The sequence below is a fragment of the Kribbella sindirgiensis genome (genome assembly GCF_004331435.1).
Taxonomy (GTDB): domain Bacteria; phylum Actinomycetota; class Actinomycetes; order Propionibacteriales; family Kribbellaceae; genus Kribbella; species Kribbella sindirgiensis.
Genome location: NZ_SJKA01000005.1, coordinates 504,491 through 521,673, shown reverse-complemented (window position 1 = coordinate 521,673; position 17,183 = coordinate 504,491). Strand labels below are relative to the sequence as shown.

The window sequence follows — 17,183 nt, the reverse complement described above, 5'->3', positions numbered from 1 at the left end:
GGCCCTGGTGGTGCCGGCCCCGCGGATCGTGGGGTTACACAGTGATCCAGTCGATGTCGGCGATGTAGCCGTTCGGGTTGCTGACCTTGATCGAGTTGGCGCCGGCGGTCAGCTTCATCGGGAGGTAGGTGACCTGCGGTGTGCCCCAGTCGTTGTCGCCGAGGCCGTGGAAGTTCACCCAGTAGCTGTCGGTGCCGTTGACCGTCAGCATGCTCTGCCGGCTGGTGTCGCCGTCGGTGTAGGCGATCTTCACCAGGTACGTACCTGTCGCCGGCACGGTGATGCCGTTGAGCGTCACCGTCGATCCGTAGCCGATGTTGCCGATCTTCGACCCGCCCGAGCACAGCGTGCAGCCGGAGACGCCGGCATCACCGGTCAAGGTGCTCGTCGGCGCCTCGGCTTCGTAGCGCACCGGTCCGCCGGACTTCGACGTGTACAAGGTGATCCCGGCGCTCGCGTCCGACGTACGGCCGTACTTCACACCCTGCACTGTGAACGTGTACTGCGTCTGCGGCTGCAGCCCGCCCACCACGGTGCCCGGCTTCGTGCTCGTCGCAACCTGCTTGCCGTTGGCAAATACCCGGTACGACGTCGCGCCCGCGCTCGGCCGCCAGTTCAGCGACACCGTCGTCCGGCTGACGTCCGTGGCCGTCAGATCGGCCGGGATGCTCACCGGCACGTTTCCAGGCGTGATCTTGTACAGCTTCGAACCGTGCGCGGGCAACGCCGCCGAGACCTGGCCGCTGACGTCGCGCGTGTTCGTGTCGGCCCAGATGTCGCGGACCGTGGCCTTGCCGCCGATCCCGAGCTGGTCGAAGCGACCGGTGACTGTGGCGGGGGAGTCGGCCAGGTTGAACAGGGCGACCGTCGTACTGCCGTCCGCGTTCTGCGCGTACCAGACCTGCTGCAGCTGGTCCTGGTTCAGTGGGCGCGCCGGGTTGCCGGACTGGTTGATCGCGATGACCTCGCGGTTCGTCAGCAGCTTCAGGCCGTACGCGTCCAGCTTGGTCAGGTCGTCGCCGGCGAACAGCGGCGCGGAGTTGATCGCCCAGAACGTCATGTAGGACTGGCGTTCCGCGTCCGTCAGGCCGTCCATCGCGCCGACGCCGACGTTGACCGCGTCCAGGTTGTTCCAGTGCCCCGGCCCGGCGTCGTCGATCCACTGCGCGACGTCCCACCAGCGCTGCTTCACCGAGCTGTCCCACTTGACGATCGTGTCGCAGTAGCACTCGACGTCGGTGTCGATCCGCCAGCCGTTCGAGTTCTGCTTCCACACGTCGGCGTACCGGTGGCTGAGCGACCACGACAGCGTGTACATCATCGGGCGCCCGGCGTTCTGCACCGCGCGCCACCAGGCCTCGACGTCTTCGGTGTTGTTGTGGTTCGGGTCGTCCGGCGCACCCTTCCAGGAGCCGGGGCCGACGCCGTCCATCTTGATGAAGTCGACACCCCAGGACGCGAACAGCCTGGCGATCGAGTCGGCGTACTTCTGCGCGCACGGGCTCTCGTAGTTGATCTTGTACGCCGCGTCCCAGCCGTTGGTCGTGCGCAGGTCCGGGTAGACGATGTCGCGCGTGAAGCAGCCGGGCGCGTCGTGGATCGGGGTGTTGCCGTCGCGGTAGACGTCCATCCCGAGGCCGACGACGGTGTAGATGCCGAACTTCAGGCCGAGCTTGTGGATGTCGTCGCCGACGGCCTTCATACCGCGCGGGAACCGCTTCAGGTTGGCGACCGGGCGGCCGTACTCGTCGCCGCCGTCCTGCCAGCCGGCGTCGATGTTGATGTACTCGTAGCCGTACGGCTTGAGCTTGGTGGCCAGGGCGTTCGCCTGGGTGAGGATGTTCTTCTCGCTGATGAAGCTGCCGGGGCCGTCGGGGTTGACCCCCGGGTAGTTGGTCGACTGCAGACTCCAACTGCTCCAGCCCATGTACGGCTTGGCGGCGATCTGCGGAACGGCGGGTTTCTGGTCTTGGACTGCATCGGCTGGGGCGGTCACGGCTGCCGTCGACACCAGGGCGACGGCGGCCAGGACGAGGGCGGTACGGCGTCTCAGGGACATCAGGGACATGAAAACGTCCTCCGGGGAGGAGTGAGCGGACGCCGCCGAGCCTAGGTCGGCTTAATTTACGCAGTCAAGTATTGAGGCTCTGTTACTTCGCGTGACAGGACTGCCATGGAACCTTGATCAACTTCGCTCCGCGCCCGGGTCGTCGTACCAGCAACGGGCCGGCTCGTGAGGACGCCGGCCGAGGCAGGAGGGGGTTCCGTCATCGTGAACCGGCACGTCGACGGCTACGGCGTCGACCTGGACCTCGGCACCCATGTGGTGGCCGGTAGCGCGCCCGTCGAGGTCCGCGCGACGAGGGCGTCGTACAGCTCGCCGGTGGTCGCGACGCAGTACGTGCACGGCAAGCCGGTCCGCCAGTTGCCGAAGGGGCTGGTCACGGACTTCTCCGGACTGGGGAAGTTCCTGCACGTCACGCTGACCGATGCCGCGGGCAAGAAGGTCCTCGAGAAGGACCAGACGATCTGCCTGAACGGTGACGGATCGCGGACCCGGCCGGATGCCCCGGCAACCTCGCCGTACCCGGACGGCTGTACGGCGAACCCGTTCACGCAGGGCGCGGTATGGGGGCTGCAGACCGGGTGGTCCGCGCGGACGTTCGGCGATCCGGCGCCGGTGCAACTCGCCGTCGGCAAGTACAAGGCGACGGTGACCGTGAACAAGGCGTACCGGGACTTCTTCAGGATCCCGGCGAAGGACTCGTCGGTGAAGCTGAACGTCACGGTGCAGAAGTCCGACGCATCACGAGCTCAGAAGGTGAGCGCGCACTCAGCAGGGCCGAAGCCGAATGCGGCGCGTCCGACCGGTAAGGCGAGCGTGCCGAAGGGCCCGAAGCCGGACCTGCGGCCGGTGCCGGCCTGGGGGATCGTTGCCGCGCCGGGCGAGGAAGGTACGCCGGACGCGAGCAAGGACTTCCTGCAGTTCTCGGCGACCGTGTGGAACGCGGGCCCGTCGCCGCTGGTGCTGGACGGGTTCCGGCGGCAGGGCAAGGACCTGATGGACGCGTACCAGTACTTCTACAACGCGCAGGGCAAGCAGGTCGGGTACCAGAACACCGGGACGCTGGAGTGGGACGGCCGGGACGGCCACAACCACTGGCACTTCACCGACTTCGCCCGTTACAGCCTGCTGAACGCCAAGCAGACCGAGGTGGTGCGCAGCCAGAAGGAGGCGTTCTGCCTGGCCGCGACGGACTCGATCGACTACACGGTGAAGAACGCGAACTGGCACCCGGACAACACCGACCTGCACACCGCGTGCGGCGACCACGGCTCGCTGTCCGTCCGTGAGGTCCTCGACGTCGGCTCCGGCGACACGTACGAGCAGACGCTGCCCGGCCAGTCCTTCGACATCACGAACCTGGCGAACGGCACCTACTACGTGCAGGTGACGGCCAACCCTGAGAACCGGCTGTTCGAGTCCAGCACGAAGAACAACGTCGCGCTCCGCAAGGTGATCCTCGGCGGTACCAAGCACCACCGCACCGTCAAGGTGCCCCCGGTCGGCGTCATCAACGCTCCCTGATGCCGCCACGCCGGCCCGCCCGCCGGCAGACTCGCGCCCCCGGCCACGATCCAGCCGGGGGCGCGAGTTCTTGGCTACCTGGGGCGGGGCCGGGAAGGCAGCGCAGCCCCGCCTCAGGAACTCAGTGGTGTCTCAGTGATGCTGTGGGCGGCGTTTTGTCCGCATCGGGCGCAGGTGTGAATTCATCCGTGCGTGCTGACGGCGGCCGAGGACGAACGGTCGTGACGTGCGGTTCGGCAGCGGGGCGCTCTTCGGGGCCGACAGCTGGATCTCGGTCTGCTGCAGGTTCAGGCGGATCGGGACCTGGTGCCACGGGGAGCGGGTCCGGACGAGGACCAGCCGGAGCCGGCCGTCGCGCCGCAGCCGGAGGCCGATCGCGACCGTCGCCACTGCGGGGACCAGGCCCGCGATCATCAGCGCCGAGCGGGCGCCGAAGTGCTGGGCCAGGAACCCGACCAGCGGCCCGCCGATCGCGCCGCCCCCGATGAAGACCAGGTTGTAGATCCCGGACACCCGCCCGCGCAGGCCGTCCGGAGTGGTCAGCTGGACCATCGACTGGGCCGCGGTCAGGAACATCAGCGTCGCCATCCCCATCGACGCCAGCACCGGGATGAAGGTCCACAGCGACGGCTGGATCGCGGCCAGTACCTCGGTGATCGTGAGCAGGCACGCGATACCGAGCAGGTTCCGCAGACGGGTCGGCCGGACGCGGCGGGCCGAGAGCAGTGCGCCGGCCAGGGCCCCGAAGGCGACCACCGAGTTCAGTACGCCGTACCCCGAGGCGCCGGTGTGGAAGACCCGGTCGGCGAACGCGGTCAGCGTCACCGGCAGGCTGATGCAGAACATCCCGTAGATCCCGACCAGCGCGATCGCCCAGCGGACGGCCGGCTCGTGGAACGCGTACCGGACGCCGTCCCGCAGCCCGTCCCGGATCCGCATCCCGGCACTCGCCTTGCGGGCGGCGTGGAACCCCGGCATCTCGCTCTCGCGCATCCGCAGCAGCGCGCTGATCGACGCGAAGAACGTCAGCCCGTTGAGCGCGAACGCCCAGCCGGCGCCGATGGTGCCGAGCAGTACGCCGCCGAGCGCGGGTCCGATCAGGCTGCCGAGCTGGAACGTCGACGACACCATGCTGATCGCGTTCCGGACGGTGTCCCGGGGGACGAGTTCGGTGACGAACGACTGCCGGGTCGGGTTGTCGACCGCGGTCGCGAGACCGAGGACGAAGGCCATCGTGTAGACGTGCCAGACCTGGACATGACCGGTGAAGGCGGTCAGCGCGAGGATGCCGGCGCAGGTACCCATCGTGATCTGCGTGACGAGCAGGATCTTCCGCTTCGGGAACCGGTCCGCGATCACGCCGCCGAACAGACCGAGCACGAGGGTGGGGAGGAACTGCAGCGCGGTCGTGATGCCGACCGCGGTGGCGCTGCCGGTGAGCGTGAGCACCAGCCAGTCCTGGGCGATGCGCTGGATCCAGCCGCCGGTCGAGCTGACCAGCAGTCCGCTGACCAGGAGGCGGAAGTTGCGGACCCGCAGTGCGCTGAAGGTGTCCTTGAAGCCCGGGCGCTGGTCCCGGAGCTTGGTCGAATCGGTGGGGCGGTGGAGATGGAAGTCGGTGGACGGGACAGTACCGGTGGCCCGGGTGTTCAAGAGCGATCCCTACGCGAGAGGTCTGGTCAGGGGAGGACACCTCCATCCTCACGGTTTGGTACTGAATCTCGATAGCGAATTACTCCTATTAGTCTTATTGCGTCACGTAATGGGAGGTGCATCGATGTACGACCCGGACCAGCTCCGGACGTTCCTCGCGGTCGCACAGTCGCTCAGCTTCACCCAGGCGGCCGAGCGGCTGGGGATCCGGCAGCCGACGGTGAGCCAGCACGTGCGCAAACTCGAGACGGCGGTCGGGCGGCCGCTGTTCGTCCGTGACACCCGCACTGTCACGCTGACCGCGGACGGCGAGGCGATGGCCGGTTTCGCCCGGACCATCCTGGCCGCGCACGAGGAGGCCGCCGGGTACTTCACCGGCTCGGAGCTGCGCGGCCGGCTGCGGTTCGGTGTCACCGACGACCTGGCGCTGACGCCGCTGCCGAGGATCCTGCGCGACTTCCGCCAGCTGTACCCGCGGATCGACCTGGAGCTGACCGTTGCCCAGAGCCCGAACCTGCTCCGCCGGGTCGAGTCCGGCCACCTGGATCTGGCCTACGTGAAGCACGGCGCCGGCGGCGGCTACGAGCCGAACGGCCGGCTGGTACGCCGGGATCCGATGGTCTGGGCCGGGATCGCCGGGACCCGGATCGCGCCCGACGTACCGGTCCCGCTGGTCACGTACCAGGCGCCGTCGCTGAGCCGGTCGCTCGGCGTGCAGACGCTCGAGCAGGCCGGTCGCACCTGCCGGATCACGTGCATCGTCCGCGGCGTCAACGGCGTACTCGCCGCCGTCCGGGCCGGCCTCGGGATCGCGATCTTCGCCCGCTCCCTGATGCCCGCCGACCTGGTCGAGCCCCCGCCCAGCGCCGGCCTGCCCGAACTCCCCTCCATCGACCTCGTCCTGATCACCAACCCCCGCGCCGCGAAGGAACCCGCCGAAGCCCTCACCGCCGCCATCCTCGGCAGCAACGCCCCGCTGAAACCGGACGCCGGGTGAGATCGGCAGCTCGACAGGAGGTGACCAGCCGGCCCGGCCGCGCTCACGCTCAGCGGGACGGCCGAGCCGGCGTAGTGGGCGTATACGTACTGTCGAGCTGCAGCTAGATCAGGGCGTCGCCGCGGAGGACCAGGGAGATGATGCTGACCGCGGCAATCGCGATGGTGATCAGGAACGGGGCGTTGCGCCAGAGCAGGATCGTCGCGAGCAGAGCGGCGACCACCGCGAGCGCGATCCAGCCGATCACGCCGATCGCTCCGGGCGGTGCGATCACCAGGAGACCGGTTGCTGTCGCCAACGGGAGCGGTGCGATCAGCCGGGCGTAGCGGCCGAGGCGTTGCGGCCAGCCGCGGACGCCGGTGGCCAGGTCGTCGGCGAGATCGGGTACGACGTTTGCCAGATGGGCACCGATCCCCAGAAGGGCACCCGCCGCCGTCGCCCACCACGGGGCCCAGACGTGCGCGGTGCCGAGCGTCACGAACGAGGGCAGTGCGCCGAACGCGACGGCGTACGGGAGCCAGGAGATCACGGTCGACTTGAGGCCCAGGTTGTACGCCCAGGCGCAGGCGACGAACAGCAGGTGCGTCAACCCGGACGCGAGCCCGTTGGCGAGGGAGACCGGAACGGTGACGACCAGCATCACGCCCGCACCGACCGCGAGCGTTCGGCGACTCACCAGTCCGAGCACCACAGGCTTGTCCCGGCGGTTAACAATGGTGTCGCGGGCGGCATCTATCGCGTCATTGCTCCAGCCGATCGAGAGGTGGCCGGTGAGGATCGTTGCTGCGACGAGGAGACACCCGGCCGGACTTCGCCCGGCCGACCACGCGACCGCGGTGACCAGAGCGGTCACGGCGACAGTCGGCCCGGGGTGGCAGGCGAGGGCCAGACCTTTGACGGTCTTCACCGACGTAACGATGCCACGATGACGCGGATCGCAGCGGTCCGGCCCGCGCTTCCGCCGTACCGGTATCCGCAGTCCGAGCTCACGGCCGCGTTCGAGTCGATCTGTCTCCCGGACGGCCGCGGTACGGCGTTGCTCCGCCGGCTGCACGCGAACGCGGGAGTCTCGTACCGGCATCTCGCGCTGCCGCTGGAGCAGTACGCCGGACTCAAGGACTTCGGCGCCGCGAACGACGCGTGGATCGCGGCCGCTGTGGACCTCGGCGCCGAGGCGGTCGCGGGCGCGGTGATGGACGCGGGGCTGACGCTCGACGATGTCGACGTACTGATGTTCACGACGGTGACCGGGGTGGCGGCGCCGTCGATCGATGCCCGGGTGGCGATGCGGCTGGGGATGCGGGAGGACGTGAAGCGGCTGCCGCTGTTCGGGTTGGGGTGTGTCGGGGGAGCGGCGGGGATCGCGCGGCTGCACGACTACTTGAAGGCTTGGCCCACGCACGTCGCCGTACTGCTGTCGGTGGAGTTGTGTTCGCTGACGTTGCAGCGCGACGACTCGTCGTTGCCGAATCTGGTGGGCGGCGCGTTGTTCGGGGACGGCGCGGCGGCGGTGGTGCTGACGGGGTCGGAACATCCGGCGGCGTCGGGGCCCTCGGTGGTCGCGACGCGTTCGCGGCTGTACCCGGACTCGGAGCGGGTGATGGGGTGGGACGTCGGATCGGGCGGATTCCGGATCGTGCTCGGCGCGGACGTGCCCGAGGTGGTGCGGACCTATCTCGGGGGTGATGTGCGCGCCTTCCTCGGGTCTTTCGGCCTGACCGTGCCGGACATCGGGACCTGGGTCAGCCATCCGGGTGGGCCGAAGGTGCTGGACGCGGTCGCGGAGACGTTGTCGCTGCGGCCCGGGGCGCTCGAGCTGACGTGGAAATCGCTCGATGCGGTCGGCAACCTGTCGTCGTCCTCGGTCCTCCACGTTCTCGGTGACACGCTCAGGCTGGATCCTTCGGGTATGGGTCTGCTGCTCGCGATGGGCCCGGGTTTCTGTTCCGAGCTCGTCCTCCTGGAGTGGTGATGACGCAATCGTTGTGGTGGTACGTCGCACTCGTCGTGCTGGTCGGATTCGAACGGGTCGCCGAGCTGGCGGTGTCGCTGCGGAACGCGAAGTGGAGTTTCGCCCGCGGTGGCGTGGAGTTCGGGAAGGGGCACTACCCCGTCATGGTGGTGCTGCACACCGGGCTGCTGGCCGGGTGCGTGGTCGAGGCGATCGTGTCCGGCCGGTCGTTCGATCCGGCGCTCGGCTGGACGATGCTGGCCGTGGTGGTCGCGATGCAGGCGCTGCGCTGGTGGTGCATCTCGGTGCTCGGGCATCAGTGGAACACCCGGGTGATCGTCGTACCGGGCCTCGGACGGGTCACCGGCGGCCCCTACCGCTTCCTGCGGCACCCGAACTATGTCGCTGTCGTCGGTGAGGGGATCGCGCTGCCACTGGTGCATTCGGCGTGGATCACCGCGCTCGTGTTCACGATCCTGAACATCCCGTTGCTGACGGTCCGAATCCGAACGGAAGAAACCGCGCTGCGCACCGTCCTCACCCGATGATCGACCTGCTCGTGGCCGGTGCCGGACCGGCCGGGGCCGCGACCGCGATCCGCGCCGCGCTCGCCGGGTTGTCGGTCGTCGTGGTCGAGCCGCGCCCGGCCCCGATCGACAAGGCCTGCGGCGAAGGCATCGCCCACAGCGCCGTGGCCTACCTCGAGCGACTCGGCGTGGAACTCTCCGGCCGCCCGTTCCACGGCATCCGCTACCTCGACGAAACCCACACCGTCGACGCCCACTTCACCGCCGGCCCAGGCCTAGGAGTACGCCGCACAACACTCCACGCCGCCCTGATGTCCCGACTAGCAGCCCTCAACGTCCCAGTCCTCCCAACTCGCGTCGGCCCCATCACCCAAACCCCCACCTCCGTAACCGCCGCCGGCCACACCGCCCGCTACCTGGCCGCCGCCGACGGCCTCCACTCACCGATCCGCCGCCAACTGTCCCTAACCACCCCGACCCCCGGCGCCGTGCGGCGCGGACTTCGGCGGCACTTTGCGGTTTCGCCCTGGACTGATCTCGTCGAGGTCTACTGGTCGAAGCTGGGGGAGGCCTACGTGACTCCAGTCGCCGACGACCTGGTCGGCGTGGCCGTCCTCACCTCCGCGCGCGGCACCTTCGACTCACACCTCGACGCCTTCCCGCTCCTCAAGCGCCGCCTGCAAGGCGCCGCACCGGCCAGCGCAGTGATGGGCGCCGGCCCGCTCCGTCAACGCGTCACCGCCCGAACCGCCGGCCGAGTCCTACTCGTCGGCGACGCCGCCGGGTACGTCGACGCCCTGACCGGCGAAGGCATCGCGGTCGCACTGCGAACTTCCGCAGAACTGGTCGACTGCATCCGCGCCGACCGTCCCCAGGACTACGAGGCAGCCTGGCGCCGCGTCTCCTGGGAATGCCGCCTACTCACCGCATCGTTGCTCTGGGCCCGCAACCGCCCACTGCTCGCCCCGCGCATCGTCCCCGCGGCGGCCGCGGTCCCGGGCATCTACCGCACCATAGTCAACCGGTTGTCCTAGGCAAGGTTCCGGAGAACGTCGTAGGGCCCGGCGATCGCTCAGACAATCGCCGGGCCCCACGGATGGCTCGAGCTTCCTGGTGAAAAGCTCGAACCCGCAGCCTTTCCGGCTCCCTGGTGAAGAGTCGGACCTGCTGACAAGGAAGACTCTGTCAGGCGGATGTTGCCCAACAGTTGCCGGAATGTGAAGCCTTGTTACATGAGGCTGTGGCGTAGATCTCAGTGCTCGGTCCGTACGGCGGCAATCTGCAACTGCAACGCCAACCGCTCCCGCGGATCCGCCAGATCGAGCTCCGCGATCTCCCCGATCCGTTTCATCCGGTGCCGCAACGTGTTCGTGTGCAGGTGCAGTTCCCGCGCCGCCCGCTGCGGCTGCCCCGGAAAATTCAGCCAGGCCTGCAACGTTTCCACGTATCCCGTGTCGTGCTCGATGTCGTGCCGCAGCAGCACCGCGAGCGGACCATCCATCTTGGTGGTATCAAGCGACGTGACTGCGCGGTGCACCGTCAGCACATGCCACGCCTCTTCGACCCGCAACGCCGGCCCCGGCGCGACACCGCGACGTACCAGACCGAGCAGCTCGACCGCCTCGGCGCGTGAGCTCGGCAGATCGGCCGGACCGCGCGCGGGACCACCGGCAGCGGCGTACGTACCGGCTGACTGCTCGAGGACGAGCTTCTGCAACCAGGTCCATGACCCTGGTCCGTCGGTGTCTGTAACCACAGCCAGCACCGTCCCGTCGAGGTCAGCCAGTTGCGGCTCGCTCCACCCGTGCCGGCGACCGGTCGACTCCCACAGGTCGAGTTGCTGCGGTACGTCGTACCCGTCCGGCGACCCGAGTGCCACAACTCGCCACGGCTGCCGCGGGAGCCGTACATCGACCGGGTTGTCCGGGGAGAACTGCCGCAGGATCGTCCGCAGCCGGTCAATCGCACTGCGACGCGCCACGTCGGCCTGAGCCCGCAGCCGCAGCAGGTGCAAGGCGAGAACGGAGGCGGCGTTGCTGAGCTCCGCCGTGACCGCATCACTCACCGGACCGTCGACAACAGCCCAGATGGACCCCAGCCACTCACCACCAGCCCTGACCGGTACGACGAGGCGCGGGCGAATGCCGTTGGGTCCGTCAGGTACCAGGAACGGCTCGCTGGATCGCGCCAGCCGTCGGAAGATGCCCCGTGCCCGGAAGTGTGCGATCACCTCGGGTGGTACTCGGCGTCCGACGATGGTCGACACCCGTGTGGGGTCAGTGAAGTCCTGGCCGGAGGAGTACGCCAGGACTCTGGACTGGTTGTCCTCGATCGTCACGGGCGCGTCGACGATCGCAGCGGCCGCGTCAGCCAATGCGAACAGCTCCTGGTGCACGCCGGCGTCGCCAGCGGCAGGGGAGTCCGGTGCGGCAGCACGGTCGAGTACACCGCGGAGCAGCCAGACCACGTGGGCCCACGTCACGCTTGGCTGCAGTGCTACGAGGGTCATGGCTTCCCGCTCCGCTGCAGCCACCACAGTTGGCTTGTGCGCTAGCGCCGTACGGAGGACCACCCCTGAGGCGTTGCCGGCGGCGCAGCGCTCTACTAGCTCGACGGCGTCCTCTGCGTCGCGTAGACCGAGTCCGAGCACCAGATCGCCGGGCTGACCCGTCGCAGGCTCCTGCGGGTCGGCCAGGAAGACGTCCCGGACCTCACGGTCGCCCTTGCCGGGCACCACGACCTCGAACAGCGCCGGACCGACGGCGACGATCAGGTCGGACGAGGAGATCATGCGTCCATTGTGCGGGTTATTGTGCGATGAGCACAGTCATTCGTCCCGGCAATGGTGTGATCGCACCATGACAGCGGCTGGTGGCGGCCGCACCATCGATACATGACCACAGCTGGTTCCGCTGGTAGCAACCACATCGTTCCCGACCGCGTCGCCGTCGTCGGCGCGGGCATGGTGGGCCTGGCCACCGCCTGGTTCCTCCAGGAGGCCGGTGTCGAGGTGACCGTGCTCGACCGTGAGGGCGTCGCCGCCGGCGCGTCCTGGGGCAACGCCGGCTGGCTGACCCCCGGCCTCGCCACCCCGCTCCCGGAACCAGCGGTCCTCAAGTACGGCGTCCGTGCGGTGCTGAGCCCTGCCTCACCGGTGTACGTTCCACCGACCGCGAGCCCGCGGCTCCTCAAGTTCCTCACCCGCTTCGCTCGCAACAGCACCGCCGGACGCTGGAAGACCGCGATGGACGCGCTGGTCCCGATCAACCGGCAGGCCCTGCCCGCGTTCGACTTCCTGGCCAAGGCCGGGGTCGAGGCGCAGACCTACGAGGCCAAGTCGTTCCTGGCCGCCTACCGGACGGCCGAGGAGCGCAAGGTGCTGCTCGAGGAGATCGAGCAGATCCACGCCGCCGGTCAGGGCATCGAGTTCGAGGCGATCAGCGGTGACGACGCCCGCGAGATCGAGCCGTCGCTGTCCGACGAGATCGGCGCGGCGATCCGGCTGCACGGGCAGCGGTTCATCAACCCGGGCGAGTACGTCCAGCTGCTCGCCGACTCGGTGATCGCCCGCGGCGGCCAGATCATCAGCGGTGTCGTCGTGAAGGACATCGTCGACGAGATCCGCGGCGTCCGGCTCGTCACCGGTGACGGCGAGACCGATCCGTTCGATGCGGTCGTGATGGCGACGGGCGCCTGGCTGGGTGACCTGGCGCGGCAGTTCGGCGTGAAGACCGTCGTACAGGCCGGTCGCGGCTACAGCTTCAGCGTGCCGATCGCGCACGTACCGGCCGGCCCGGTGTACTTCCCGGCGCAGCGGATCGCCTGCACGCCGCTGGGCGACCGGCTCCGGGTCGCCGGGATGATGGAGTTCCGCAAGCCCGAGGCGAAGCTCGACCCGCGCCGGATCGACGCGATCGTCGAGGCCGCCCGGCCGCTGCTACGGGACGCCGACCTGGACGCGCGGACCTTCGAGTGGGTCGGGCCGCGGCCCTGCACCCCGGACGGCCTGCCGATCATCGGCGCCACCGCCTCGCCGCGAGTGTTCGCCGCCGGCGGGCACGGCATGTGGGGTATCACGCTCGGCCCGATCACCGGCCAGCTGCTCGCGGAGACCATCACCACCGGCCGCACGCCGCGCGAGCTTCGTCCGTTCAACCCGCTCCGCTGACATTCGGCGTGGAGGGACCCCAACGACGTGGTCCCTCCCTCTCGCTGACCGTCTCTCCGAGCAGCCCTCCGGTGACCCTCCCCGGGCAGCACCTCACCTGCCCGCACATCCTCAGGCCACCACGTCGCCGCTCCGGTCAGCACTGAGAGCGGGCCCTGGCGTCTTTCTCCTGCCCAGGGCCCGCTCTTTTCTGTCGGTGGGCTGTGTCAGGGTCTTGGCATGGTGCTCAGGTGGTACACCGTCGTGATCGACTGCCACGACGTACGCAAGCAGGCGGCCTGGTGGGCGGAGGCCTTCGGCTGGAAGACGATCATCGCGACCGACGAGGAATGCGTGAACGTGCCCGGCTGGGTTGAGCCGGAGACCGTTCACGAGCTCCCCTGGGAGCGGGTCGGTCCCGGCATGGTGTTCGTCCCGGTCCCCGAGGGCAAGACCGTGAAGAACCGCCTGCACCTCGACTTCGCGCCCCACACCAGCCAGGACCGCGACGCCGAAATCGCCCGCCTCGAAGCCCTCGGCGCCCAACGCGTCGACGTCGGCCAACCCGAGGGCCCCGGCTGGACAGTCCTCGCAGACCCAGAAGGCAACGAGTTCTGCGTCCTCAGCTCCCGCGACTTCTGAACCCGGCGTACGGCAACAACCAGCCGCGAGGATGGGTGTCATGCTCACGACCGACTTCACGGTTCCGCAGCGCCGCGTCCAGGATCTGACTGACCTCATGCGTACGGCGTGGTGGATGACCGACCGGACGCCCGCGGACGTCCACCGCCTGCTCGACAACTCAGACCTGGTCGTCGCCATCACCCACGACTCGACGGACCGCCTGGTCGGCTTCGCCCGGGTGCTCACCGACTACGTGTACGTCGCCCTCGTCCTCGACGTCATCGTCGACGAGTCCCACCGCGGCTCCGGCATCGGCGCCGTACTACTGGACGCCGTCGTCACCCACCCGGCACTGGCCGACGTCCGGAGCGTCGAACTCGTCTGCCGGCCCGACCTGATCCCGTTCTACCGCCGCTGGGGTTTCACCGAGCAAGTCGGTACCTCCCGGCTGATGCGCCGCACGACCGATCCACGGCTGACCGACGGCCCGTGAACAAACAAGTCCGGGACCCCGATTCGGAGCCCCGGACCTGTTGGTGGATCAGTGGGTGTGCGGCTCGGTGCCGTGCTCGGCTTCGTGGGCCGCGATCTGGGCCTTGACCTCTTCCATGTCGACCGCGCGCAGCTGGCCGATCAGGTCCTCCAGGCTCGCGGCCGGCAGCGCACCGGCCTGGGAGTACAGGACGACGCCGTCGCGGACCGCCATCAGGGTCGGGATGGACCGGATCTGGAAGGCCTGCGCGAGCTCGCCCTGCGCCTCGGTGTCGACCTTGCCGAAGGTGATGTCACCGTGCGTCTCGGACGACTTCTCGAACACCGGCCCGAACATCTTGCACGGACCACACCACTCGGCCCAGAAATCCACCAGCACGAGACCGTCGCTACCGACCACCTCGTTGAAGTTCTCCTGGGTCAGCTCGACCGTTGCCACTACGACCTCCGAAAGTAGATGAGTACGTGGTAGTCAACACGGACCGGTGGCCGAGTTGTTCCCGCACCCCCGGCAGGTACGCCGGCCGATCTCGTACGCCGTACGACCTGACCGGAATGCGGAGTCTCGTTTGTGACCTGAGCCACGTTGTCAACCGTTTGTCAGATAGGCATGTCCACGAAGGGTGACGCGTAGTCCTGCACCTCGTCGAGGATCGAGGCCGCGGCCTCCGGCGTGAGATCGGCGCGCTCGCGCTCCGCGACGATCATCTGCTGCAGCAGCCGGGTCTCACCCGCGGTAGCCAGACCGGTGATCTCGGGATGCCCGTTCAGCAGCCAGGCGGTCGCGGCGGTGATGTAGCGCTGCTCGTCGAACGGCCGGTACCAGGTGTCGTACGACTTCTGCTCGCCCTCGGCCCAGTTCCGCCGGGCGATCATCTTGATCGTCATCAGCGCGGCGTCCGACGCCTGCACGGCTTCGACGAGGGCCGCGTAGTCGTCGGCGTACTGCGGGTCGGTGGACAGCTTGTAGTTCAGCGGCGTCAGCACACTGTCGAAGTCGAACCGGCGCAGTCCCTCGGTGTGCACCGACGGCGCCTGCGCGGTGTGGCCGGTGATGCCGATCGCGCGGACCATGCCTTCGTCCTTGGCCCGGATCGCGGCCTCCAGCGAACCGCCCTTGCCGGTCACGAGATCGAGGTTCTCCAGGTCGCACACGGCGTGCATCTGGATCAGGTCGACGTGGTCGGTCTGCAGCCGCTCGAGGGATCGGTTGATCTCGCTCCAGGCCTCCTCGAAGGTCCGGCGGCCGGTCTTGGTGGCGAGGAAGATCCGGTCCCGGATCTCCGGCATCCGCGGTCCGAGGCGGAGCTCGGCGTCGCCGTAGTCGGCGGCCACGTCGAAGTGGTTGAGGCCGGCGTCGAGAGCTTCCTGGATCGACGCGTCGGCGCGGTCCTGGTCGACGCTCCCGAGCGAAGCAGCGCCGTAGATCAGCACCGAGCTCTGGTGGCCGAGTCTGCCCAGTCGGCGAGTTTCCATCCTGGTCCTCCAGGGGTAGCAGGGATCACTCCGACCTTATGCCCGGAAGCGCTGTCGGCAAGCGGTTGTCCACAGCCGATTTTGACCCCTCGTCACGGGAGAGTTTTCCACAGGCGGACCGCACGATCGGTTACTATGAGTGATCGTTGGTGCGTTCTTTTACCATGTTGTTCGCACGGATTTTCGAACCTGTCCGCGGCGTGTGGCATGGTGTGCGCTGCCCGCCCGACCTGAGCGGGCATGAGAGAGGAGCTATGACGACGGTACCGAAGGTGTCACGCTTGGCCGGTAACAGTGACGGTGAGGGTGACACTGCCCGCGAGTGGGGTAACAGTATGGCAGCGGGGAGCGATGGACCATCCGGATCCTGGGCTCAGGTCTCCCGGAGTGCGGTCGCTTGCCGTATTCTCCCGGCTACTGTCCGCGTAACTGCTGTCTGAGGGGCGGGTAGGGATGAGTTGGTGGCGTACGGTGCTGAATCTGCCGCCAAAAGGTGAGCATTGGTCGGACCAGCGCCGAACCAAGAGGCCGGGCAAGGGTCGCCCGCAAAGTACCGCGCCGGAGTGGTGGGCCCACCCCGGCGGGCCGGTGTCACCTACCCCTCGCCAGGCGCAGGGTGTAGCAGCGCAGTACGCCGCTCCGCAGGGCCAGCCGCCGCAGAACCAGGCGCCGCCCGGTGGCGTGATGGCGCCACCCCGTCGTCCCGGCGGGCGTCCTTCGGAGGAAGCGCCGCAGGAGCAGCGGGGCCGTACTCCCGAACGTTTGAAACAGCGTTCGCCGCACGGTGCGCACGCGGCGCCCGGTCCGGTCCGCGAGGTACTGGAGCCCGGGCAGACGCCGTGGTCGACCGAACCGGAGTCCTCTTTCTCCACGTGGGCACGGCGGTTCTTCCGCGGCCTCGTGGTCGTCGTACTGCTGCTGGCTGCCATCAGCGGCATCCGCTCCTGGATCGCACCGAACAAGACGCCGGAGACGGTCGTCAGCGGGCAGAGCAGCTTCCCGTCCGCGGAGGCCAGCGCGGTCGCGACGCGGTACGCCGTGTCGTACCTGACCTGGGACGAGAGCAACCCCGATGCCCGCCCGGCGCAGATCGGACTGGACCTCGCCGCCGGCCTGGACAGCCGCGCGGGCTGGAACGGTCGCGGTAAGCAGACCGCCGACGTCGCCTACCCGGGAGAGGTCAAGGCTGACTCCAACGGCATCACGGCCGTGGTGGACGTCCGGGTCCGTGTCTACACGTTCACCAAGCAGGGCAAGAGCTGGGCCGCCGGCCCGATCACCTGGCAGCGCATCTCGGTCCCGGTCGCGCGGACCGCGTCGCGGGTGGTGGTCAGCGGGCCGCCGACGTTCGTACCGGACCTGCGGGCGCCGCTGCCGAGCAACATGCCGGACGCCGGCACGCCCGACGACGAGCTGACCACGGCCACCGAGAAGGACGCGGAGGCGTTCTTCTCGGCGTACGCCGAGTCCGACAACAAGGTGTCCGCGGTGACCGCGCCCGGCTCCACCATCCGCAGCCTGAACGGGGCGGTGAAGTTCGGTGAACTCAAGGACTGGCAGGTCTACACCGGCAACGACGACGAGCGGCGGGCGACCGCGGCCGTCACCTGGAACGGCGCGGGTGACACCACGCTGGACCAGACCTACACGCTCACGCTGAGGCGTACTGTCGCCACGGACGGAGCACAGCGATGGCAAGTGGCTGCCGTCGGATGAATCCAGCTACT

The 17,183-nt window shown here is 68.7% G+C and carries 15 protein-coding genes; 9 read left to right on the top strand and 6 right to left on the bottom strand.

From position 1 onward, the window contains the following. Positions 1 to 34 precede the first annotated feature (34 nt). On the bottom strand, positions 35 to 2,068 hold the full coding sequence (locus tag E0H50_RS17475; protein WP_131289447.1) for a fibronectin type III domain-containing protein: 2,034 nt from the start codon (positions 2,066 to 2,068) through the stop codon (positions 35 to 37). Between the two features lie 204 nt (positions 2,069 to 2,272). Between E0H50_RS17475 and E0H50_RS17470 the strand changes: the two genes are divergently transcribed. Beyond that, positions 2,273 to 3,589 (top strand): lysyl oxidase family protein, encoded by a 1,317-nt coding sequence (locus tag E0H50_RS17470; RefSeq protein ID WP_238151024.1) that lies wholly within the window; start codon positions 2,273 to 2,275, stop codon positions 3,587 to 3,589. A 132-nt stretch (positions 3,590 to 3,721) separates the two neighbouring features. Here the strand turns inward: E0H50_RS17470 and E0H50_RS17465 are convergent, their stop codons facing one another. Beyond that, positions 3,722 to 5,242, bottom strand: a complete 1,521-nt coding sequence (locus tag E0H50_RS17465) for an MFS transporter (protein WP_131289443.1) — start codon at positions 5,240 to 5,242, stop codon at positions 3,722 to 3,724. A 124-nt stretch (positions 5,243 to 5,366) separates the two neighbouring features. Between E0H50_RS17465 and E0H50_RS17460 the strand changes: the two genes are divergently transcribed. Further along, positions 5,367 to 6,239 (top strand): LysR substrate-binding domain-containing protein, encoded by an 873-nt coding sequence (locus tag E0H50_RS17460; protein ID WP_131289441.1) that lies wholly within the window; start codon positions 5,367 to 5,369, stop codon positions 6,237 to 6,239. Between the two features lie 103 nt (positions 6,240 to 6,342). Here the strand turns inward: E0H50_RS17460 and E0H50_RS17455 are convergent, their stop codons facing one another. Continuing rightward, positions 6,343 to 7,146 carry a UbiA family prenyltransferase gene (locus E0H50_RS17455; RefSeq protein ID WP_238151023.1) on the bottom strand — a complete coding sequence of 268 codons (804 nt, stop codon included), beginning with the start codon at positions 7,144 to 7,146 and terminating at the stop codon, positions 6,343 to 6,345. Positions 7,147 to 7,164: 18 nt separating this feature from the next. On the opposite strand from E0H50_RS17455, the gene E0H50_RS17450 reads away from it, so the two are divergent. From E0H50_RS17450 to E0H50_RS17440, 3 genes are read left to right on the top strand one after another with little or no spacing between them, the layout of a single operon-like run. Beyond that, entirely contained in the window at positions 7,165 to 8,211 is a 1,047-nt protein-coding gene (locus E0H50_RS17450) for a type III polyketide synthase (protein WP_131289439.1), read from the top strand. Next, a complete protein-coding gene (locus tag E0H50_RS17445; RefSeq protein WP_131289437.1) occupies positions 8,211 to 8,738 on the top strand; it encodes an isoprenylcysteine carboxyl methyltransferase family protein in 528 nt (175 codons plus the stop codon). The genes E0H50_RS17450 and E0H50_RS17445 overlap by 1 nt, the downstream gene beginning before the upstream one ends. Continuing rightward, complete coding sequence (locus E0H50_RS17440) at positions 8,735 to 9,751, top strand: NAD(P)/FAD-dependent oxidoreductase (RefSeq protein ID WP_131289435.1); 1,017 nt, start codon at positions 8,735 to 8,737, stop codon at positions 9,749 to 9,751. Before E0H50_RS17445 ends, E0H50_RS17440 begins: the two co-directional genes overlap by 4 nt. 218 nt (positions 9,752 to 9,969) lie before the next feature. Here E0H50_RS17440 and E0H50_RS17435 read toward each other — a convergent pair whose 3' ends face one another. Beyond that, complete coding sequence (locus E0H50_RS17435; protein WP_131289433.1) at positions 9,970 to 11,508, bottom strand: PucR family transcriptional regulator; 1,539 nt, start codon at positions 11,506 to 11,508, stop codon at positions 9,970 to 9,972. A 102-nt stretch (positions 11,509 to 11,610) separates the two neighbouring features. Here E0H50_RS17435 and E0H50_RS17430 point away from each other — a divergent pair, with 102 nt between their 5' ends. From E0H50_RS17430 to E0H50_RS17420, 3 genes are all read left to right on the top strand, one after another. After that, complete coding sequence (locus E0H50_RS17430; protein WP_131289431.1) at positions 11,611 to 12,885, top strand: NAD(P)/FAD-dependent oxidoreductase; 1,275 nt, start codon at positions 11,611 to 11,613, stop codon at positions 12,883 to 12,885. A 219-nt stretch (positions 12,886 to 13,104) separates the two neighbouring features. Next, positions 13,105 to 13,506, top strand: coding sequence for a VOC family protein (locus tag E0H50_RS17425; protein WP_131289429.1), 402 nt, complete (start codon positions 13,105 to 13,107; stop codon positions 13,504 to 13,506). A gap of 40 nt (positions 13,507 to 13,546) precedes the next feature. Next, a complete protein-coding gene (locus E0H50_RS17420) occupies positions 13,547 to 13,981 on the top strand; it encodes a GNAT family N-acetyltransferase (protein WP_165547168.1) in 435 nt (144 codons plus the stop codon). Positions 13,982 to 14,029: 48 nt separating this feature from the next. Here the strand turns inward: E0H50_RS17420 and trxA are convergent, their stop codons facing one another. Both trxA and E0H50_RS17410 read right to left on the bottom strand, forming a co-directional pair. Continuing rightward, positions 14,030 to 14,419 (bottom strand): thioredoxin, encoded by a 390-nt coding sequence (gene trxA, locus E0H50_RS17415; protein WP_131289425.1) that lies wholly within the window; start codon positions 14,417 to 14,419, stop codon positions 14,030 to 14,032. Between the two features lie 161 nt (positions 14,420 to 14,580). Beyond that, complete coding sequence (locus E0H50_RS17410; RefSeq protein WP_131289423.1) at positions 14,581 to 15,456, bottom strand: aldo/keto reductase; 876 nt, start codon at positions 15,454 to 15,456, stop codon at positions 14,581 to 14,583. Between the two features lie 588 nt (positions 15,457 to 16,044). Between E0H50_RS17410 and E0H50_RS17405 the strand changes: the two genes are divergently transcribed. Then, positions 16,045 to 17,172, top strand: a complete 1,128-nt coding sequence (locus E0H50_RS17405; RefSeq protein WP_165547167.1) for a conjugal transfer protein — start codon at positions 16,045 to 16,047, stop codon at positions 17,170 to 17,172. The last annotated feature ends 11 nt before the right edge of the window (positions 17,173 to 17,183 follow it).